Here is a 20,272-nt window from a genome sequence, read left to right as displayed (position 1 = left end):
CCTGCTGGCATACTTCCCATATTCTGCCTACTTGTGTCGCATAACAGCCGCGGCCCGACCGCCGCCACCCCGCTGCCGCCCGCCTCCACCCTGCCGCCGACCGGCGCCCACGACCACGCCCCCGGCGAGGTGATCGGCCGCCACCGGCACGACTACCACCAGCTCATCTACGTCAGCACCGGGGTGCTCGCGGTGCAGACCGAGGCCGGCGCCTGGGTCGCCTCCGGGGACCGGGCGGTCTGGAACCCCGCGCACATCTGGCACGAGCACCGCGTCTACGGGCACAGCTCGGTGCACACCGTCGGCTTCCCGGTGGCCGACCCGCCGCTGCCGGTCGAGGGGCCGACCATCCTGGCCGTCGACGGCCTGCTCCGCGAACTGCTCATCGCCTGCACCGAACCCGGCCTGCCGGAACCCGAGTCGCGACGGCTGCGGGCGGTGCTCGCCGACCGGCTGCGCCGCGCCCACATCCAGCCCCTCGCGCTGCCCACCGCGCGCGACCCCCGGCTGGCGCACGCCTGCCGGCTGGTACTGGCCGACCTGGGCACGCCCCGCACCATGGCCGCGCTGGGCCGCCGCGTCGGCGTCGGCGAGCGGACCTTGACCCGGCTCTTCCGCGCCGAGTTCGGCATGACCTACCCGCAGTGGCGGACCAACACCCGGGTCTTCCACGCCATGATCCAGCTCGCCGAGGGCGCGTCCGTCACCGCGACCGCCCGCCGCTGTGGCTGGGCCACGACCAGCGCGTTCATCGACACCTTCGCCCGCACGATGGGGCAGACGCCCGGCACCTACCGGTCGGCCGCGCACCTCAGAGCCGGCGCAGCGGCACGTTGAGCGCTTCCGCGGTGAAGCGCGGCTCGCCCGAGGGCAGCGCCCGGGCCGGCCAGGAGACGGTGATGTCGCGGCTCTCGCCAGGCAGCACCCACAGGTAGTTGTCGCTGTAACGGGCGGGCAGGACCCGGGCGTCGCTGTGCGCGTCCCGTACGCCGAGCCGCAGCAGCGCGGCGACGGTGCCGCCGTCGTTGCGCACGGTGACGGTCGCCTCGTCGCGGCCCTTTCGGCGCACGGTGCCGCGCAGCCGGGCGGGGGTGAGGTCGCCCACCGCCCGGACGTCGCCGGCCGCGCGGTAGCGCAGATAGGTGTTGTCGGAGACATGGGCGCCGTGCCGGTCGGTGAGGGTCAGGCGCAGCAGGTGCGCGGCGGGCAGGGCGGCGGTGAACGGCACGGTGAACGCGGCCGCCGCCGAGGACGCAGGCACGTCCAGGGTCTGCTGCCGCGCCGCGCCCAGCGACGTGCCGTGCAGGTCGACGAGCCGGGCGGTCACCGTCGCTCCGGTGAGGCCGGCGGCGGTCTGGTTGACCGCGTGCACCTGCCAGTCGGCCAGGCTCGCCTGGACGTGCAGCGGCTCGCACCCCTTACGGGCGCCGTAGTAGCTGCCGTTGACGTCGAGGTCGTAGTCGTAGGTCTGCCAGACGGTGCTGTGGTGGGCCGGGTGGGACATCCACAGCAGCACGCCGGAGGCGTCGTCCCACATCTTCGCGTTGTACGCCTCGAAGATGGCGCGCATGCTCTCGTAGTTGACGAACTGCGCGCGGGCGCAGAAGTCGTCGAGGGTGTCCGATGCGCCGAACCGGTCGTCGATCGCGGCGCGGTAGGTGTCCGGGTTCTGGCCGCCGCGGGTGCACCAGTCGTGGTGGTACCAGACGTCGCCGATCGGCCAGGACGGCTGGTCGGCGGCGAGGTTCCGCATGCTCTCGGCGACCGGCACGGTGGGGATGCCGATCTCGGAGTGGAAGCCGTAGCTGCCGATGGAGTAGGTGTCGCCGGAGAAGTACGCCGCCGGGTCGATCCAGGAGTACGGGCCGTGGCCGGTGACGATCCCCCCGGCGGAGTTGCCCTGGTAGAGGATGCCCGGGTGCAGCGAGGCGACGGCGGCCCGCAGCCCGGCGTCGACGGCGGCCGGCGGGTCGCTCTCGTTGGTGGCGCACCACACCGCCAGGCACGGGTGGTGGCGGTAGCGCAGGACGGTGTCGCGGGCGATGTCGAGGAAGACCGGCACGCCCGCGTCCGGCGGGAAGATCGCGTCGCCCTCCCAGAAGTCGTTCCAGACCAGGATGCCGTTGCGGTCGCAGGCGGCGAAGAACTCCTCGCGGTTGCTGGAGCCGATCCAGTTGCGGATCATCGTGAAGTTCATGTCGCGGTGCATGCCGACGGCGTCGTCCATCCGGTCCGGCAGGACCCGGCGCAGCAGTTCGTCGAAGCCCCAGTTGCCGCCGCGGCACAGCACCCGCACCCCGTTGACGGAGATCTGCAGCTGGGTGCCGGTGTTGCTGACCGACTGCACGTCGGTCCAGCCGGCCCCGTCGTCGGAGACCTGCACGGTGAAGGTCAGGGCGTAGGCGGTCTCCCAGGTGACGACGACCTGGTCGAAGGCGGTGGACGCGCCCAGGTCGACCTGAATCCACTGGTCGTCGGAGTAGCCGGACGACCAGCGGGTGGTGGCGTCGCCGTCGACCGCGTTGGCCGGCAGGTCATTGTCGTTGTCGCTGGAGGAGGCCGTCGCGGCCTTGTGCAGCGCCAGGTCGCTGCCGGGCGCGGCGCTGTCCAGCACCGACAGGGTCCACATCGAGGAGCCGAAGCCGGTGGCCCGCTTGCCGCACTGGATGCGTACGTAACGGGCCTGCTGCTTCGGCAGGTTGACGGTCTGCGGCGGGGAGTGGCCGTCGGAACCGATCACGATGGGCTGCTCGTAGTGGTAGTCGACCTGCCGCAGGCCGACCGGCACGGTGCGCCGGTCGGAGCCGCGGCCGTCGGCGGTGGCGGTCAGCACCAGGTCGTGCAGGGTGGGCTCGCCGTAGCCGTTCGGCCACCACAACCGCGGTGTGTGGATGCGTAGTTGGGGGTGGTCGGCCGGGCTGAAGGTGAGCTCGCGGCTCTCGCCCGCCGCGAGGGTGACGGAGCCGCTCACCCGCGCGCCGTGCAGCGTCGCGGTGACGGTCGACGTCCGTGACGTGCTGCCGGCGTTGCGGACCGGGACGACCACGGTCACCTCGGCGGTGGCGAGTTCGGGCAGGTCGGGAGAGCCGGCCGGGGCGGGCAGGTCCGGCAGGGCGGTGTCCACCCGCGGGTCGCCGATCACGACGTCGCCGGTGGAGCGCAGCCGCACGTGGTTCCAGATGCCCGCCGCCCGGTCGCGCACCGCCGGCATCCAGTCCCAGCCGCTGATGGACAGGTACGTCGGGGAATCGGCCTGGGCGGCGACCGAGTTGAGGGTCGAGATGCCGGACGGGCCCTTGTCGCCCGGGTTGCCGGGGTGGGGCATCGGGGCGATGCGGACGGCGATCACCTGCTCGGCATCCTTCGCTCCTCCCTTCGCGCTTTCCTCCGCGCTTTCCTTCGCCCCCGCCTGCCGTCCGCCGCCGAGGGCGTCGGTCACGTCGAAGGCGGCGCGGGCGACCGGGTACGTCACCTCGCCCGCCTTGCGGCCGTTCAGCCACACCTCGGCCTGGTGGTTGACGCCGTCGAACTCCAGCCAGACGCGGCGGCCCTGCCCGGTGGCGAGCCCTGACGGCAGCCGGAACGATCGGCGGTACCACCAGTCGTGCCGGGACAGCGCCTCGGGCGCCCGCATGTTGTTGAAGCCGACGGTCGGCTCCGGCAGGTGGCCCTGCTCCACGAGTGCCGCGTGCACGGTGCCGGGTACGGTGGCCGGCAGCCAGCCGCTGACGTCCACGGCGGGGGCGGACAGCGCGGCGCCGTCGGTCGAGCCCGCCCAGTCGTCCATGGTGAGGGTCCAGCCGGACTCCAGCGGGACGGTGCCGTCGCCGGCGACGGTCAGCGCGGGGGGTTGGGCGGTGTGCCGGCCCCAGTCGGTCCAGCCGGTCGCGGACGGCCGGTGCGTGGTGCAACTGCCGTACACCTCGAAGCTGTTCAGGCCGACCGGGTTGGCGTTCGCCCGCTTCGTGGAGGTCATCCGTATCCAGCGGGCCGTCACCGGTTGCGGCAGCGTGATCGTCGTCCTGCCGCCCGTGCCGGTGGACGTCTCGTGCACCGTGCGCCACGAGGTTCCGTCGTCGGACACGTCCAGGGAGAACGCGACGGCGCAGCTCGACAGGGCTTCGAAGCCCGTCGTGTGCAGGAACGGGTTCACGCCCGGGTCGGGGGTGAAGCCGGGGTCGGAGCTGTCCGCTTCGAAGACGAGCACGACCGATTCGATGGTGCTGCGGGCTTGGAGGTCGACGGTGATCCACTGCGGGTCGCCGGCTGCGGCGCGCCAGCCGGAGCCGCGAACTCCGGTTTGCGCGAGGCCGTCCACCGCGAACGATGCGGGTGTGGGTGCCCAGTCGGTGGAGGAGGCGGTCACTGGGCGGTACTGGGCGAGGTTGGTGCTTTTGCCTGTGCCGGTACCGCTTTCGGTGCCTGCCGCGTGGGCGGCTTCCGGCAGTGCCGTGGACAGTGCGAAGCCGGCGAGCAGCGTGGCGTTCGTACGGAGGAAGGTGCGGCGGGACGTGCCGGGATTCTGCTCGGGCATTCGTGGGCTCCGGGGTGCGGGTATGCGGTGCGGGGTGCGCGGGTGGTGCGTGGGGCTGGGTCGGGGGTGTGGGTCGTCCGGCCCTGCGGCGTGGGGGCCCGAAATCGCATATTTACGGGCCTGGCGGCCCACAAATATGCGGCAGCATTTCGGACCCCCACCCCTCCGGGCCGTCCTCCCGCCCGGTTGCCTCACGGAAGGAGGTGCATCTAGGGGGCGCGGGGAACTGCGCGACCAGCCACAGGCGGCCGCATGGTCCGGTGCGGTGCTGATGGGGCTGGGCGGACGGATCGGTCACCGATCAAGTGCGTCCTAGGAGTTCGACCTCCGCGAGGGTTGTTGCCGTGGGGGCGGTGAAGTCGATGCGGTAGTAGGTGTGGGCGCCCGGGGGTGTGGTGGGGGTGAAGGCCTGGGTTTGTTGGCGCCAGGGGAAGGATTGGTGGGTGCGGCGGTCGATGACGGTCCAGTGGGTGCCGTCGTCGGAGGTGCTGAGGGTCCAGGTGGAGGGGTCGCCGTTGGGGGTGGAGCCGCTGGTGAGGGTGTACTGGTCGAGGGTTTGGGGCTGGTCGAAGTGGTAGGTGAGGGAGGTGGGGCCGGGTGGGAGGGTCGTTGAGGTGGCGGAGGTGTTGTCGAAGAGGGCGGCGGGAGCGGGGGCGCCGTTGAGGGTGGCGGTGCCGTGGGTGGGGCCGGTGAGGTCGGCGGGTGGGGTAGCGGGGTGGGGGCCGGTGGTGAGGGAGGGGGGTGCGGAGGTGGGGGAGGTGCCCCAGGTGGAGGGGTGGGGGCCCATCCGGAAGTCGATCCGGCCGCCGTGGGTGAGGTCGGCGTGGGGGAGGTAGGTCTTGTCGTAGGGCTTGCCGTCGACCGTCATGGACTGGACGTAGATGTCGCGGTCGGAGTTGCCGTGGGCGGTGAGGGTGAGGGGGCGGCCGCCGACCGGGTGGAGGGTCACCTGGTCGTACAGGGGGGAGCCGAGGGCGAAGGTCGGGGAGCCGGACTGGAGCGGGTAGAGGCCGAGGGCGTTGTCGATGTAGAAGGCGGACATGGAGCCGTTGTCCTCGTCGCCCGGGTAGCCCTGGCCGATGGTGCTGCCGGTGAAGAGGCGGCTCATCGCGTCGCGGACGTGCTGCGCGGCCTTGGCCGGCTGGCCGACGTAGTCGTACATGTAGGGGACGTGCATGGAGGGTTGGTCGTTGAAGGCCCACTGGCCGACCTGGTCGTCGCGGGACTCGAACATCTCGTGGTACGGCCCGCCCCAGCCGCCGCCGTACTGGGCGGTCTCCGGGGTGGCGAAGAACTGGTCGAGCTTGTCGGCGAGTCCGGTGCGGCCGCCGTACAGGTCGGCGAGGCCGTTGCCGTCCTCGGGGGCGGCGAAGGCGTAGGTCCAGCCGTCGCCCTCGGTGTAGTCGGTGGCGTTCCAGTCCAGCGGGTCGTAGGTGGCGGCGCTGTGCTCGAAGGTGCCGTCGGCGTTCTTCGGCTGGAAGAAGCCGGTGGAGGCGTCGAACAGGTCGACGTAGTGCTGGGCGCGGTCGCGGAAGTAGCGGTAGTTGTCGAGGTATTCGCGGTGGTGCGGGTCGCTCGCCGGGGTGGTCCGGTAGAGCTTCTGGGACATCTGCGAGATGCCGTAGTCGGCGAGGTAGTCCTCCAGGGAGACCGACGCGCTCGACCCGCTGGTCTGCGGGGTGTAGCCGAGGAACGTGGACTCCTGCACGTCCGGCCGGCCGGTCAGCCCCGAGGACGGCACGGTGGCGTCCTTGACGGCCGCTTCGTAGGCGCCCTGGACGTCGAAGTCGGTGACACCGCGCAGGTAGGCGTCGGCGATCGCCACGTCGGAGTTGGTGCCGCTGAAGCCGAGGTAGCCGGGCGCGGTCCACTGGCCGATCCAGCCGGCGTCCCGGTACTGCTGCACGAATCCGTCGATCATCTTGCCGGTGAGCTGCGGGTAGAGCAGCGCGTCCAGCGGCCAGGCGGTGCGGTAGGTGTCCCAGAAGCCCTCGTTGGCGTACGGCTGCCCGGACTTGATCGCGGCTCCGGTCGTCGTGGGGGTGTTGGCGCCGGCCGCGGGCGCGTAGGGGCTGGCGTAGCGGTAGTCCGGCCTCGCGGTGGTGCCGGTGTTCTCGTACAGCTCGTTCGGGTAGAGGTTGAGCCGGTACAGGCTGGAGTACAGCGAGGTGAGCTGGTCCTGGCTCGCGCCGCGGACCGTGATCACGCCGAGTGCCTTGTCCCAGGCGGCCCGTGCGGCGGCGTGCACCGCGTCGAAGCCGCGCCGCCCCACCTCCTGGTCGAGGTTGCGCCGGGCCTGGTCGACGCTGATGAAGGAGGTCGCGATCCGCATGGTGAGCTGCCGGCCGGAGCCGAGTGCGAAGGAGGTGTAGCCGCCGACGTCGGGCCCGCCGCCGCCGGTGAGGGAGCCGGTGCCGGTCATCGGCCGGTCGAAGGTCGCGTAGACGAACATCCGCGGCGCGCCCCAGAATCCGGAGACGTCCGAGTAGCCGGTGACGGTGCCGTGTGCCCGGTCCACGGTCAGCCCGCCGCTGTCGTTGACGTTGTCGAAGATCAGGCTGTCGGCGCCGGAGGGGAAGGTGAACCGCATCACCGCGGCGTGGTCGGTGGGCGTGATCTCGGTACGGATGCCGTTGTCGAACGTCACGCCGTAGTAGTCGGGTTGCGCGGTCTCGTGGTCGTGGCTGAAGGCCAGGCCGCGGGTGGTGCGGTCGGCGGTCGTCGGGGCGCTGGACGCCGACGGCATGACCTGGAACGTCTGGTGGTCCTGCACCCAGATGCTGGGCTCGTGGCTGACCCCGAACGCCTGGATCACCGGCTCGTTGGCCGCGTTGTTGTCCTGCTGGTAGGTGTAGATCGCGCTGGTGGTGCCCGCGTCGGTCTCGGGCGTCCAGAAGTTGAAGCCGTGCGGGACCGCGGTTGCCGGGAAGTCGTTGCCGCGCGAGTAGTCGCCGGAGGAGTCTGTGCCGCGCGTGGTGATCACACAGGTCGACGGGTGCGCGCAGTCGTTCGCCGGCGGCGCGGCCCGCAGCGTGATGTCGTCGAGCCAGCCGCTGAAGTGGGCGGGGCCGCCGGGGTTGTCGTAGTCGACCAGGACACGGGTGATGGTCTTGCCCGCGGCGACGCTGCCGAGGTCGGCGTCGACCGCGTTCCACTGCCCGGCGTGCAGGATCTTCGCCGCGCCCTGGGCGCCGGCCGACAGTCCCTTGCCGTACTGGTCGGTCGCGCCGAGCCCGCTGAGCCGGCTGCCGTCGCTGAACACCAGGTCCACCGAGATGTAAGTGCTCGGGTAGGAGAGGTCGTTGCCGGTGCGCTCGGGGAAGATCGCGTACGACAGGCGGGTGTTGCGCCGGACCGGGATCGACACCTGGTAGATCTTGTCCTCGACGCTTCCGTGGCCGGCGAGTTGCCAGCCGGCGTACTTCAACGCGTGGGTGCCGGTGAAGCCGACGTCCTTCTTGAGGGTGGGGCCGGTGGACGGGCCGTCGCCGACGGACGTGGTCATTCCGGCGGTGCCGCCGTCTCCCGCGGCGAGCGCCAGCTCGGCCAACTGGCTCTTGCCGTCACCGTGGTTGGCGGATATCGCGAGCCGGTAGCGGCTGTACGTCCCCGGGTGCGTGACCGTGAAGAGCCGGGTCTCGCCGCGCTGCGGGAAGTCCTGGCCGCTCTCGCCGTCGACCACCTGCCAGCTCTTCCCGTCGTCCGACCCTTGCAGTTGCCAGGACTTCGGGTCCTGGGCGGGGGAGTCGGACCCCGAGGTCATCGTGTAGCGCGTCACCCGGGACGCGTCGCCGAGGGTGACGGTCAGCGAGGCGGCCGGGCCGCCGGCCTGCCAGGCGGTGGCCGCGTCACCGTCGGTGGCCTTGGCGGCGCCGTGGTCGGGCAGCACTTCCGAACTCGCGGTGACCGAGGCGACCGACGTCATGACCGATCCCGGCAGCGCGCCGCCGTTGTCCGGGACGACTCCGGTTGCCAGTGGTCGGCCGCCGGGGCCGGATTCCGGTGTGCTCAGCCAGTCCGGTGCGGGGTCGGATGCCTCGAACGAGGAGGAGAAGGCGGTGTTGTCGGCGGTGCCGGCCGTGGTGCCGCCAGCCGAGCCGTTGTCGGCTGCCGCGTGGGCGCCTGCGGCGGGCAGTACCGCCAGCAGTATGCCGGCGAGGGCGGCAGCGGTGGCCGGCCGACGAAGTCGCCTTGGTCGAACCGTGGTACGCGAACGGCGGACGGGTAGTGGCATGGCCAGGCTCCTCCGTTGACATCGCGGGTAGTCTCAGCGGCGGTGGCAACGTTGTCAACACTTGTGGCGGGGCGGGTGTGGGGTGCGGTGCGCGCGGGTGGTGCGTGGGGCTGGGTCTCGGGGTGCGGGTCGTCCGGCCCTGCGGCGTGGGGGTCCGAAATCGCATATTTACGGGCCTGGCGGCCCACAAATATGCGGCAGCATTTCGGACCCCCACCCCTCCGGGCCGTCCTCCGGCCCGGGGTGGCTCACGCGAGGGGGCGCTTCTGGTGGGGTGGGGGGTGGGGAAGGTGGTGGTCCTCCGGCCCGGGGTGGCTCACGCGAGGGGGCGCTTGTGGTGGGGAGGGGGTGGTCCTTCGGGCCGGGGTGGCTCACGCGAGGGGGCGCTTCTGGTGATGGGGGGTGGGAATGGTCCTTCGGGCGGGGCGTTCCTGGTGGGGAGTGCCCGGTCGGGAGGTACGGGGCGGGCCCACGGAGGGGCGCTTCTGGGGGGGCCGGGCTCTTCTCCGGTCCGGGGTGGGGCGCTTCTGGGGGTACGCGGGCGGGGGTGTGGGCTGGTGGTGGCTACACGCGGTGGAGTTGGGGGTGGAAGGGGGGTGTGCAGCGCCTGAGGTGGCGGGACTTGGCGGTGAAGAGGACGACTGTGTACACCGCGAGGATCGAGGCGAGCAGGAGGTAGTAGCTGAGGGGGAGGGTGGTCATCCCGAGGATGTGGGCGAGTGGGGGGAGGGGGAGGAGCAGGCCGATCGCCGCGAGGCCGGCCGCGGCGGTGCGGATGGGGAGCGGTGCGCGGGTGCCGGAGCGGAGGAGGACCATGACCAGGGCCTGGGTGATGAGGTTCTCGGTGAACCAGCCGGAGTGGAAGGCGGCTTGGCCGGAGATGTGGGCCGAGGCGGGGACGATCAGCGCGAGGGCCGCGAAGGTGGCGAGGTCGGCCGCGGCGTTGAGCAGGCCGAAGGCGGTGATGAAGCGGAGGAAGTCGTGGGTGCGCAGTGGGGAGGGGTGGCGCAGCGTTTCCGGGCCGGGCTGGTCGTAGGCGAGGGCGAGTTGGGCGGCGTCGAAGCAGAGGTTCTGCAGGAGCACCTGGGCCGGGAGCATCGGCAGGAAGGGCAGCAGCAGGCCGGCCACGAGCATCGCGATGACGTTGCCGAGGTTGGAGGAGAGCGCGATCCGCAGGTAGGTGGCGATGGTGCCGGTGGAGTGCCGGCCGGCGGTGATGGTGTGGTCGATGGCGGTGAGGTCCTTCGCCGCGAGGACGAGGTCGGCCGCCTCCCGGGTGACATCGACGGCGTCGCGCGGGCAGATGCCGACGTCCGCGGCGTGCAGCGCCGGCAGGTCGTTCACGCCGTCGCCGAGGAAGCCGGTGGTGTGCCCGGCCGCCCGTAGTGCCCGCACCACCCGGACCTTGTGCTGCGGGGTGCAGCGGGCGAAGACCGTGGTGCGCTCGGCCTGCCGGGCGAGGTCCGCGTCGTCCATACCGTCGATACGGTCGCCGGTGAGCAGGGTGCCGGGCTCCAGACCGAGGTCGCGGCAGACGCGGGCGGCGGTGCCCGGGTGGTCGCCGGTCAGCACCTTGACCGCGACGCCCCGGTCGGCGAGCGCCGCCAGCGCGTCGGCGGCGGTGTCGGCCGGCGCGTCCCGCAGCACGACGAACCCCGCGAAGGTCAGCGCCTGTTCGTCGGCGGGACCGAAGACGCCCGGCCGGGCGGGGCGTTCGGCGACGGCGACCGCGAGCAGCCGTAGTCCCTGCGCCGCCTGGCCCGCGGCAAGCGCGAGCAGACGTTCCCGCTCGCTGTCGTCGAGGTCTCGTTCGGCGGTGGTGGGGTGGGGTTCCGGTAGGAGGGTGGCGGATCGGACTTCCGCTTCGGCGGTGGTGGGGTCGGGTTCCGGTAGGAGGGTGGTGGTGTTTTTGCGGTCCGGCAGGGAGATGGTGGTGTTGGGGTCCGGTTCTGCGGTGGTGTGGAGTTTCCGTACGGTGCCGGTGTGGTGGAGTGCCGGGACGGCGGTCGTGGTGTTGGGGTCCGGCTGGAGCTTCCGTACGGTGCCGGTGGGCTGCTCCGCGGGGCCCGCGCGCAGCCGCGTGCAGTGCCGTAGTACCTCCTCTACGGAGCCCTTGGTGACCAGGGTGTGCAGGCCGCGGCGGCCCGGGCGGCGGACGACCGCGGTGGCGAGGCGGCGCACCGGGTCGAAGGGCAGTGCGGCTACTCCGTCGTAGGCGTCGTACGCGGTGAGGTTGCCGGCGGGTGGCTCGGCTGACGCGGTGGCGGCGTCCAGGACCGCCTCGTCCAGGGCGTCCGGGGCGGGCAGGTCGGCGAGTTGGAGTGTCCACAGGCTGTTGACGGCCGCCCAGTGCAGGACTTCGGGGTCGGGGCGGCCGAAGGCGTCCAGGGAGCTGTCGAGGACGGGCCGGTCGCAGGTGAGGGTGCCGGTCTTGTCCGTGCAGAGGACGTCGATCGCGCCGACGTTGTGCAGTGCGGGAAGCCAGCGGACGATGACGTCGTGGTCGCGGGCGAGGGCGGCGGCCTTGCGGGCGAGCACGGTGGTGACGACCACCGGCAGCATCTCGGGGGTCAGCCCGACCGCCACCGCCACCGCGAACGGCAGCGTCTCCAGCCCCCGGCCGCGCAGCGCGGCGTCGGCCAGCAGCACCAGCGGCGGGGTCAGCAGCATGAACCGGATGAGAATCCAGGAGATCCCGTTGACCGCGCGGTCGAACGCGGACTCCCGGCGCCGCCCGGGACCGCGGTAGGCGCGGGCGAACTCGGTGGCCGCCCCGGTCGCCGTGACCAGCGCGGTGCCGCTGCCCGAGGCCACGCTGCTGCCCTGGAAGCAGGCGTGCGCGCGCTCGAACATGCCGGCGGCGGCGCGCGGCATGTCGTCGGGCCGCTTGGCCGCGGGGGCGGACTCGCCGGTGAGCGCGGCCTGGTGCAGGGTCAGGTTCTGGGTGCGCAGCAGCCGTACGTCGGCGGGGATCACGTCGCCCGGGCCCAGCCGGATGACGTCGCCCGGCACCAGCAGGGCGACGGGGATCTCGCGGAAGCGGGGGGCCGCGCTGGCGGCGGATCTGCGCTGGACGGTCGCGGTGGCGGCGACCAGGTGCCGCAGCCCGTCCGCCGACCGGTCGGCCTGGTACTCCGTGCGGGACCGCAGCGCGCTGCTGACCAGGACGAGCACGGTGATCACGCAGGCGGTGCCCCACGCCGTGACCAGCGCGGAGACCAGCCCGAGGCCCAGCAGGATCGCGGTGAACGGGTCGCGCAGGGCGCGGGCGTAGCGCCGGGGCCAGGAGGCGGGGCGCCAGCCGGGGATGGTGTTCTCGCCGTAGCGGGCGAGGCGTTCCTCGGCCTCGGTCTCGGTCAGCCCGCGCGGGCCGCTCTCCAGGCCGCGCAGTACTTCGAGGGCCGTGGCGTCCGCGAGGTCGTCGCGCTGCGGGGCGGCCAGGGGGCGGGCGGAGCCGGCGAGCCTGTCAGGCGCCCAGGCCACGGACGCCTCGCGCCGGGGTGGGGCGCTCGGCGAGCTGACCGACCATCAGCCGCACCACGGTCACCACGTCCGGGTCGTCCACCAGGTAGACCTGTCTGCGGCCTTCGCGCCGGGCGTGCACCAGACCGGCGAGCTTCAGCTTGGCCAGGTGCTGGCTGACCGCAGGAAGGGTGGCGCCGACCTGCTCGGCCAGTCCCGTGACGTCGCAGTCGCCCTGCGCCAGAATCCAGACGATGTGCAGCCGCATCGGAGAGGCCAGCAGACCGAAAGCCGCGGCCACGCTCTGCAGCACCTCTGCAGATGGCTCGCCCAGCTGTCCGCCAGACCTTGTCACGTGAACCTCCCTGACCGCGGCAATGTGCAGGCACCAGGGTACGCACCCGCGATTGCCGCTCCTCCCGGGCGAACGGGCGGCGGGCAGGTCCCCGGCCGCTCCCGGGTCCGCGGCCCGGATACGGGTCCCCAAGTCCGGTCTCGCGCAGGGGTCTCGGGCGCGGCTCTCAGGTAACGGCTCCGGGGGCGGTCGTGGGGCCGGCCCTTGAGCGACTCCCGCAACGACATCATTGCACCCTTACGCAATCACGCAAGCCGACTGACTATGCTGGTGGGGGCAGGGCCGGACCGGGCGGCGGGCCGGCTCGTGGTGCGGGGCAACGGGAGGCGGACGATGCGCGGCGACGAGCGGTGGGCGGGCCCGCAACGGGCCGACTTCACACGGGTGCTGGACCAGGCGCTGCGCGGCGAGGAGATCCTCGGGGCGGTGCGCGGTCGGCGGCCCGGCGGCCCCACCGTCGAGCAGCTGCGGGCCCGCGCCCTGAACGCGATGGCCGCGATCGCCGCGACGGCGGCCCCCGAGTACGCCCAATACGCCGCGCTGCGCGACGCCTTCCCCTCGGTGCCGGCCGGGGAAGACGGGGAGGACGGGGAGGGCGGTCACGACTCCCCGTCCGGAACCGGCGCCGGCACCGGCGCCCGCGGGCCCGGCCTGTTCGCGCCCTTCGCCGTCCTGGTGCCGATGCTCAGCGGCACCGCCGCCGTGCTCTTCCTGGTGCTGGGATACGGACTGCGGGCCGCCGGCGACGTCGGCGGCGCGGGCACGCCGCTGATCGACATCGGGTACGCGGTCGCGGGCGTGTTCGGCGTCGCGCTGGTGGTCGGCGGGGTGGGCCTGATGCTCACCGCCCGGCGGGACGCCGCCGAGGCCCGCGCCGCCCAGCGGGTGGCCCGGGCCCGCGCGGCCTGGCGGCAGGCGCTGCTGGTGCGCGGCGTCCTCCCCTGTCTACGGCAGCAACTCGCCCACGGCGCACCGGCGGCGCCCTTCCCCACCGCGGCACCCGGACCGCCGGGCGAAGGTGAGGGCCAGGCCGACGTCGACGGCTCCGGCCTGGTCGTGAGGCGGCCGCGGCTGGGTTTCGGCAGCCCCGGCTTCACCAGCCCGGGCGGCAACGGGCCTGCGGGCGGCCCCGCTTGAGCGGCAACGGCCTTGCCGGCGGCCCCGCTTGAGCGGTGCCCCGGTTCCGATTCATCCGCCGGACGAAGGGCCGCCGTAGGAGAGGTTGTCACAGGGGCTGTCGCTCGCCGAGCGGGGCGGGCTGGTGTCCTCCGGCGGGGCCGCGGAGGCAGAGTGGCCGGCGTAGTCCGGTCCGAGGATCAGGCGGACGCCGTAGCCGGTCGCGACGGGCAGGAGCCGCGCCCCGGGGAACAGCCGGGCGACGGCGGCCGCTTGGGCCTGGTCGCCCTCGCCGTATTCGACGACGGTGGTGGTCGGTGCCTGTCCGGGGGCGTTGCCGGTGCGGGTGACGGTGAAACCGGCGGTGGTCAGGGCCGCGGCCGCCTGCGCGGCGAGGCCGGAGACGGTGGTGCCGTTGTCCACCGCGACGCTGATGCCGGCGCCGGGCGCGCCCGTCGGGGCCGGGGTGGTGGAGGGGTGCGGCGCGGGTGCGGTGCTGGCCGCCGGCAGCGGGCGGTTGGCGCGCAGGTCGGCCCAGAGCCGGTCGACCGCCGGGTGGACGAGGGCGACGCGCGGGCCGTCGTAGCGCCAGGGGGCGGTGACGAACTGGACGTTGTGCAGGTCGATGTCCTTCAGCGACAGTGCGAACTTCAGCAGGTTCGGCACGGAGCCGAGTCCGGAATCGACGGTGAGCGAGCGGACGGCGGCGTTCGCCAGCGGCAACAGCACGGTCGGGTCGAAGCCCTTGGCCTTGACCTTCTTGAAGAGGCTTGCCAGGAACGCCTGTTGGCGCTTCATCCGGCCGATGTCGGAGCCGTCGCCGATGCCGTGCCGGATACGGACGTAGTCCAGCGCCCGCTGCCCGGACACGGTCTGCAGGCCCTGGTGGAAGAGCAGCGCGCCGCGCGTGGCCCGGCCCGGGCTGAGGTCCTTCTGATAGACGTCCTGCGGCAGGCAGACCTGGACGCCGCCGACCGCGGCGGTCATGGCGGCGAACCCGGCGAAGTCCACCACCACGGTGTGGTCGACGCGCAGGCCGGTCAGGTGCTCGACGGTGTTCTGCGTGCACGCCGGATTGCCGTCCGCGGTCAGCCCGGTGGCGAAGGCACCGTTGAACATGGTGCTCTTCTGCGGAGCCGACCACCTGCCGTCCGGCAGGAGGCAGGGCGGGATGTCGACCAGGGTGTCGCGCGGGATCGAGACGCCGACCGCGTGCCGCCGGTCGGCGTAGACATGCAGCAGGAGGGTGGTGTCGGAGCGGCCCACCGTGCCTTTCCCGCCGCCGAGTCGACGGTTCGCCCCGGCGCGCGAGTCCGAGCCGATGAGCAGGATGTTCTGGCCGTCGCCGGAGGCGGGCCGCTCGCCGCTGATGCCGTCCGCGGTGAACGTGTGCGGGTCGGCACTCGCGTGCAGGGCGATCCAGCCGCACCCGGAGACCAGCAGCACCAGCGCGGAGACCACGCTCGCCACGACCGTGCCCCGGCGGCTCCGCCGGCGCCGGGCTGCGGCCTCAAGTTCCTCACGACGTCCAGGACTTCCGCTGTGACGACCCGGCATATGCTCCCTCTTCGACGCCGAATGATCCGGATTCTCCGGTTTTCCCGTTTCCCGATTGCGCAACCTAGCAATCTTTGTCGGGCCGGAAGGGCGTCTGCGCGTGCTGTCACCCGGTGGTGTCAACTCGCTTCGGGGCCGGTACGTATCGGGGGAGATCCGGGTCGGACGGTCGTGCGGGTCGTACTGCTCGTACGGGCGTGCGGCTCGTGCGTCCAGCCGCCGGCCGCCCGCTGACCCGCCGCCGCCCGCCCGTCACTTGGCCGCCGCCCGCCTCAGGGGCTCGCGCCGTCCCAGCCGTAACGCAGGGGCAGCGGGCCGACCTTGCGGCGGTAGACCGACACCGCCACCACGCTCACCTCCGGCGCGCCCTCCTCCACCGGGCAGTCCACGGTGACTTGGAGCACCTTGGGGCGTCCGGTCACCCGTATCCGCGTGCCGTCCGCCGGTCCCCCCTCCAGCTCGGCCGTCTCCCAGGTCACCGGCACCCTCCCGCTTCGCCTCGCCGCCTGCTGCATGGCGAACACTTTAGAGCTTGCGTAATCCGGGAACCATGGCGACCGTGAACACCCTCTACGGGGCGGGGGGTGTCGTGCCGCGTACGGGGTCGGCCGCAGCGTCCGGGCGCCCGGTGTGGCGCGGATCACCTGTGTCACCTACGTCACTCGCTTCACCGGTACCACTCGCGTCACCGCATCGCCCGCGTCATCCGTGCGCCGCCGCATCGCCCACCTCCGACGAGAGCCGTACATGTCGACCTCGACCTCCACCGAAGCCGTGCGGGACCGGCGGATCGCCACCGTCGACCAGGAGCTCGCGTGGCTGCTGATCGCCGCCACCGTCCCGGTCGGCGTCGCCGGGCTCGCGCTGGACCACCTCTTCCGCGGCGTCCCGGGCAAGCCCGTCCCGGCGGAGGTCTTCCTCGCGCTCACCGGCCTGGTGCTGTACGGCGCCGAGCTGCTGCGGCGCGGCGGTACCGGGCGGCGCCGGGTCGGGAGCGCCCCCGCCGCCGGCGGGGAGGACCCGCCCCCCGACGAGCGCTCCGACCGCCGGATCACCAAACTCTCCTTCGGGCACGGCGCGTTGATCGGGGCCGCGCAGATCCCGGCGCTCATGCCGGGCATCAGCCGTTCCGGCGTCACCATCGGCGCCGGCACCTTCCGGTGCCTGCCGTACGAGGACTCCGCGCGCTTCGCGTTCCTGCTCGCCACCCCGGTGATCGGCGCCGCGGCGCTGCTGCAGGTGCCCGACCTGCTGGGTCCGGCCGGGGGCGGCATCCGCGGCCGGGTGGTCGCCGGCGGCGTCGCCGCCTTCGCCGCGGGCTACGTCGCGGTGCGCTTCCTGGCCAGGTGCTTCGCGAACGGCACGCTCACCCCGTTCACCGTCTACCGCGGGCCGGCGGGTCCGGGCGGCCTCGCCTGCCCGGCGCTCGGGTGACCCGGGCGGGCCGGCCCGAACTCGTCGGGTCCGCACAGGGGCATGACTTATCCTTGCCGCATTGCGCAAGCGTGAAAACGGAGTGGAGTCACCGCTTCACTGGTCGTAACCGGCCGCGGGCCTCGCGAGGACTGCTCGGACAAGGGAGTGGGAGATGAGTGATCCCTGGGACAGGCCGGCCGGCGGCCCGCCGGAGGGCCGGGTGCCGTACGACCGCGCACCGCAACCGCCGGGGCCGCGCAGCGGCTCCCACGACGCCGGACCCGGCGGTAGGGGCTCCCGCGCCCGCGGCGGCGACCCCGACCCCGGGGACTCCGGCGGCGGGATATCCGGCGGGCGGGCCGCGGCCCGGGCGGCGGCGCACGGCGGGGGCGGGTCGCGGCGGCGCGGCGGCAGCCGGGCGAAGCGCCGCAGCGGCGGGCGGCGGTTCCTGCGGATCGCGGCGATCACCGTGTCGTTGCTGGTGGTGGTCACCGCCGGCGCCGGCTGGTGGTTCTACCAGCACCTGAACGGCAACATCACCAGCGTCTCGCTCACCGGCGGCGTCGGGAAGAACAGCGCCGGCAAGGAGAAGGCGGACGCCTTCGGTCGGACCCCGATCAACATCCTGGTGATGGGCAGCGACGGCCGTACCTCGACCGAGGACTGCAAGCTGGGCGGCGGCTGCGCCAAGACCGGCGTGCAGAGCGGGGGCAACGCGGACGTGGAGATGGTGCTGCACATATCCGCCGACCGCTCCAACGCCACCGTGATGAGCATCCCGCGCGACACCGAGGTCGACGTGCCGGCCTGCACCGACCCCAAGACGGGTGCGAAGACCGCCGGTTACCACGGCATGATCAACAGCGCCCTGGCGTACGGGCAGGCGTGCCAGGTGGCCACCGTCCACCAACTGACGAACATCCCCATCGACCACTTCATCCAGGTCGACTTCTCCGGCGTGGTCAGCATGTCCGACGCGGTCGGCGGCGTGCCGGTCTGCGTCAGCGGCGACGTGTACGACACGTACTCCCACCTGAAGCTCTCCAAGGGCACCCACACCCTCAAGGGCGTGGGCGCGCTGGAGTTCCTGCGTTCGCGGCACGGCTTCGGGGACGGCAGCGACCTCGGGCGCACCTACGCCCAGCACGCCTTCCTCAGCTCGCTGATCCGCAAGTTCAAGAGCGCGGGCACCCTGACCAACCCCGAGGCCGTCTACAAGCTGGCGAACGCCGCCACCAAGGCCCTCACCGTGGACACCGGGCTGGGCAGCGTCAACAAGCTCATCGGGCTGGCCGACGACGTGAACAAGGTGCCGTCCAAGCGGATCACCTTCACCACCATGCAGACCGCGCCCGACCCGAGCGACTCCAACCGGGTCGTGGTGGGCGCCGGCGCGCAGACGCTGTTCTCCACCATCGCGGGCGACCAGGCGCTGACCACCGCCGGCGGCGGCAAGTCCGCGGCGGCCAAGGCGACCGCGAGCCCGTCGGCCACGGCGGTACCCGCCTCGCAGGTCACGGTCAGTGTGCGGAACGGCACCACCGTCGGCGGCCGGGCCGGCGACATCGCCAGCGCGCTGATCGACAAGGGCTTCAACCCGGCCACCAGCAGCGGCAACGCCGACGCCACGGCGACCACGACCCTGACCTACGGCCCCGGGCAGAAGGGCCAGGCGCAGACCGCGGCCAAGGCGCTCGGGCTGCCGTCGTCGCACCTGAAGCAGGGCACGGCGGCCGGTGTCACGCTGGTGATCGGCTCCGACTGGTCCAGTGGCACCAGCTTCCCCGGCGGCAGCGGCACGGCCTCCGCCGGCGACACGAAGACCGCGCTGGCCGACGCGCACGCCGAGACCGCGGACAAGTCGTCGTCCTGCGCCGAGGTCAGCACGTACAAGACGGTCGAGATCAACGGCGTCCCGATGACGCCGGGGCAGGCGTACGCGGCCTCTCCGGGGAAGAAGGACTCCGACGACTGACGGGCCGGGCCCGGCCGAAAAGCTTAAGCTCTTACGCAAGCCGGGAACCGTGGCACGCCGTACGGCGTCGGTTCCGGCAAGCAGCCGAACACGGAACGACAAGGACAACCGGAGGTAGTTCGTGGGCGTGACTTTGTCCAAGGGCGGCAACGTCTCACTGAGCAAGGAGGCGCCGGGGCTGACCGCGGTCACCGTCGGGCTGGGCTGGGACGTGCGCACCACCACCGGTGCCGACTACGACCTGGACGCCTCTGCCCTGCTGTGCGACACGGCCGGGAAGGTGCTGTCGGACCAGCACTTCGTCTTCTTCAACAACCTCGCCAGCCCGGACCACTCGGTCGAGCACAGCGGCGACAACCTCACCGGCGGCGGCGACGGCGACGACGAGCAGATCAAGGTCAACCTCGCGGGCGTCGCGCCCCAGGTGGACAAGATCGTCTTCCCCGTCTCCATCTACGAGGCGGAGGGGCGCGGCCAGAGCTTCGGCCAGGTCCGCAACGCCTTCATCCGGATCGTCAACCAGGCCGACGGCCGCGAACTGGCGCGCTACGACCTGACCGAGGACGCCTCCACCGAGACCGCCATGGTCTTCGGCGAGCTGTACCGGCACGGCCCGGAGTGGAAGTTCCGCGCCATCGGCCAGGGGTACGCCTCCGGCCTGGCCGGCATCGCGAGCGACTTCGGCGTCAACGTCTGAGCCGGCGGGCCCGGCCGGCCTCGGCTGCCGGGCCCGCCCCGGCCCGCCCGGGTTACCCTCGCAGCGGGTGACCCGACCGATGAGGAGGCGAGCGTGGCCGGCAGACGCAGCATCTGGCCGTGGCTCGCCGTCGCGGGCCTGGTCGTCGCCTTCCTGGCGGTCGGCCACGGGCACGGCGACCACGACGCCGACGCGCAGAGCAGCGCCCCGCACAGCACGGCGGCGCCCACGACATCGGCCCCGACCCGGTCCGCGACACCGGACCCGAACGACCCGGCGCAGTTCGCCGCGCCCGTCGTCATATACGCCCGGCAAGCCGGTGTGCACGCCCAGTTGCTGATGGCGATCCTCTACAACGAGTCGTACAAGCCGCACGACCCCGCCTTCGAGCGCGCCTGGCAGAAGTCGAAGCCCGACGCCGCGTTCGGCATCGCCAACATGCACCGGGCCGCGTTCGACGACACCAAGCGCGGCCGGCCGTTCGCGAACCGCGGCTGGGAGGAGCTCCCGGACCACCCGGACCTGGCGATCCAGGCGGCCGCCTGGTACCTGCACGACCTCCAGGCCCAACTTCCCGCGCACCGCACCGGCGCGTACACCACCGACCAGTTGCTCGCGCTCGGCTACAACACCGGGACCGGCAACATGCGGCTGTTCGCCGAGGGCACCAGCCCCGGCTCGCAGGCCCGTTCCTACCTCGACACCCTCCGCGGCAACTGGTCCAAGGCGGCGCAGGCTCTCAAGTAGCCTCCCCGAAAAGGCGGTCGGCCTTCGCACAACGTTCACAAACGCGCTGGTGCGGGGCGGGACGGCCGCCCGCACCCCGAACCAGTCGGCACGCATCCGGGCAAAGTACCGAGCCCGGACGGGCGTTCGCCGGGGAATTGCGCGGGCATTGTACTGACGTCGCGTCAGGATTTCACGTG

The 20,272-nt window shown here is 72.7% G+C and carries 12 protein-coding genes; 6 read left to right on the top strand and 6 right to left on the bottom strand.

All coding sequences use genetic code 11. The features are described from left to right. The first annotated feature begins 33 nt into the window (after window positions 1-33). Complete coding sequence (locus tag OG370_RS18455; RefSeq protein ID WP_328465649.1) at window positions 34-837, top strand: AraC family transcriptional regulator; 804 nt, start codon at window positions 34-36, stop codon at window positions 835-837. Here OG370_RS18455 and OG370_RS18450 read toward each other — a convergent pair. The 4 genes from OG370_RS18450 to OG370_RS18435 form a co-directional block, all read right to left on the bottom strand. Further along, entirely contained in the window at window positions 812-4,534 is a 3,723-nt protein-coding gene (locus OG370_RS18450; protein WP_328465647.1) for a discoidin domain-containing protein, read from the bottom strand. The genes OG370_RS18455 and OG370_RS18450 overlap by 26 nt on opposite strands. A gap of 301 nt (window positions 4,535-4,835) precedes the next feature. Further along, window positions 4,836-8,768, bottom strand: a complete 3,933-nt coding sequence (locus OG370_RS18445) for a GH92 family glycosyl hydrolase (RefSeq protein ID WP_328465645.1) — start codon at window positions 8,766-8,768, stop codon at window positions 4,836-4,838. A gap of 564 nt (window positions 8,769-9,332) precedes the next feature. Then, window positions 9,333-12,251, bottom strand: coding sequence for an HAD-IC family P-type ATPase (locus OG370_RS18440; RefSeq protein WP_443060698.1), 2,919 nt, complete (start codon window positions 12,249-12,251; stop codon window positions 9,333-9,335). Further along, entirely contained in the window at window positions 12,235-12,585 is a 351-nt protein-coding gene (locus OG370_RS18435; protein WP_328465643.1) for an ArsR/SmtB family transcription factor, read from the bottom strand. The genes OG370_RS18440 and OG370_RS18435 overlap by 17 nt, the downstream gene beginning before the upstream one ends. 333 nt (window positions 12,586-12,918) lie before the next feature. On the opposite strand from OG370_RS18435, the gene OG370_RS18430 reads away from it, so the two are divergent. Further along, window positions 12,919-13,722 (top strand): hypothetical protein, encoded by an 804-nt coding sequence (locus OG370_RS18430; RefSeq protein WP_328465641.1) that lies wholly within the window; start codon window positions 12,919-12,921, stop codon window positions 13,720-13,722. A 51-nt stretch (window positions 13,723-13,773) separates the two neighbouring features. Here OG370_RS18430 and OG370_RS18425 read toward each other — a convergent pair whose 3' ends face one another. Continuing rightward, window positions 13,774-15,258: an LCP family protein gene (locus OG370_RS18425; protein WP_328465639.1), complete on the bottom strand. Its 1,485-nt coding sequence runs from the start codon at window positions 15,256-15,258 to the stop codon at window positions 13,774-13,776. A gap of 272 nt (window positions 15,259-15,530) precedes the next feature. After that, window positions 15,531-15,737 (bottom strand): hypothetical protein, encoded by a 207-nt coding sequence (locus OG370_RS18420; protein WP_328465637.1) that lies wholly within the window; start codon window positions 15,735-15,737, stop codon window positions 15,531-15,533. Window positions 15,738-16,005: 268 nt separating this feature from the next. Between OG370_RS18420 and OG370_RS18415 the strand changes: the two genes are divergently transcribed. From OG370_RS18415 to OG370_RS18400, 4 genes are all read left to right on the top strand, one after another. Continuing rightward, on the top strand, window positions 16,006-16,692 hold the full coding sequence (locus OG370_RS18415; RefSeq protein WP_328465635.1) for an undecaprenyl-diphosphate phosphatase: 687 nt from the start codon (window positions 16,006-16,008) through the stop codon (window positions 16,690-16,692). A gap of 154 nt (window positions 16,693-16,846) precedes the next feature. Next, window positions 16,847-18,649 carry an LCP family protein gene (locus OG370_RS18410; RefSeq protein ID WP_328465633.1) on the top strand — a complete coding sequence of 601 codons (1,803 nt, stop codon included), beginning with the start codon at window positions 16,847-16,849 and terminating at the stop codon, window positions 18,647-18,649. A 121-nt stretch (window positions 18,650-18,770) separates the two neighbouring features. Beyond that, the gene (locus tag OG370_RS18405; protein ID WP_328465631.1) at window positions 18,771-19,346 is read left to right on the top strand and encodes a TerD family protein; all 576 of its coding nucleotides are present in this window, start codon (window positions 18,771-18,773) and stop codon (window positions 19,344-19,346) included. A 93-nt stretch (window positions 19,347-19,439) separates the two neighbouring features. Continuing rightward, a complete protein-coding gene (locus OG370_RS18400; protein ID WP_328465629.1) occupies window positions 19,440-20,093 on the top strand; it encodes a transglycosylase SLT domain-containing protein in 654 nt (217 codons plus the stop codon). Window positions 20,094-20,272 lie beyond the last annotated feature (179 nt).

This window comes from Streptomyces sp. NBC_00448 (assembly GCF_036014115.1).
Classification (GTDB): domain Bacteria; phylum Actinomycetota; class Actinomycetes; order Streptomycetales; family Streptomycetaceae; genus Actinacidiphila.
This window is presented reverse-complemented; position numbering and strand designations above follow the sequence as displayed.

Coding starts and splice junctions, on each gene's coding strand:
- OG370_RS18430 (WP_328465641.1), top strand. CDS start 12,919: ATGCGCGGCGACGAGCGGTGGGCGGGCCCGCAACGGGCCGACTTCACA.
- OG370_RS18415 (WP_328465635.1), top strand. CDS start 16,006: ATGTCGACCTCGACCTCCACCGAAGCCGTGCGGGACCGGCGGATCGCC.
- OG370_RS18450 (WP_328465647.1), bottom strand. CDS start 4,534: ATGCCCGAGCAGAATCCCGGCACGTCCCGCCGCACCTTCCTCCGTACG.
- OG370_RS18445 (WP_328465645.1), bottom strand. CDS start 8,768: ATGCCACTACCCGTCCGCCGTTCGCGTACCACGGTTCGACCAAGGCGA.
- OG370_RS18410 (WP_328465633.1), top strand. CDS start 16,847: ATGAGTGATCCCTGGGACAGGCCGGCCGGCGGCCCGCCGGAGGGCCGG.
- OG370_RS18425 (WP_328465639.1), bottom strand. CDS start 15,258: ATGCCGGGTCGTCACAGCGGAAGTCCTGGACGTCGTGAGGAACTTGAG.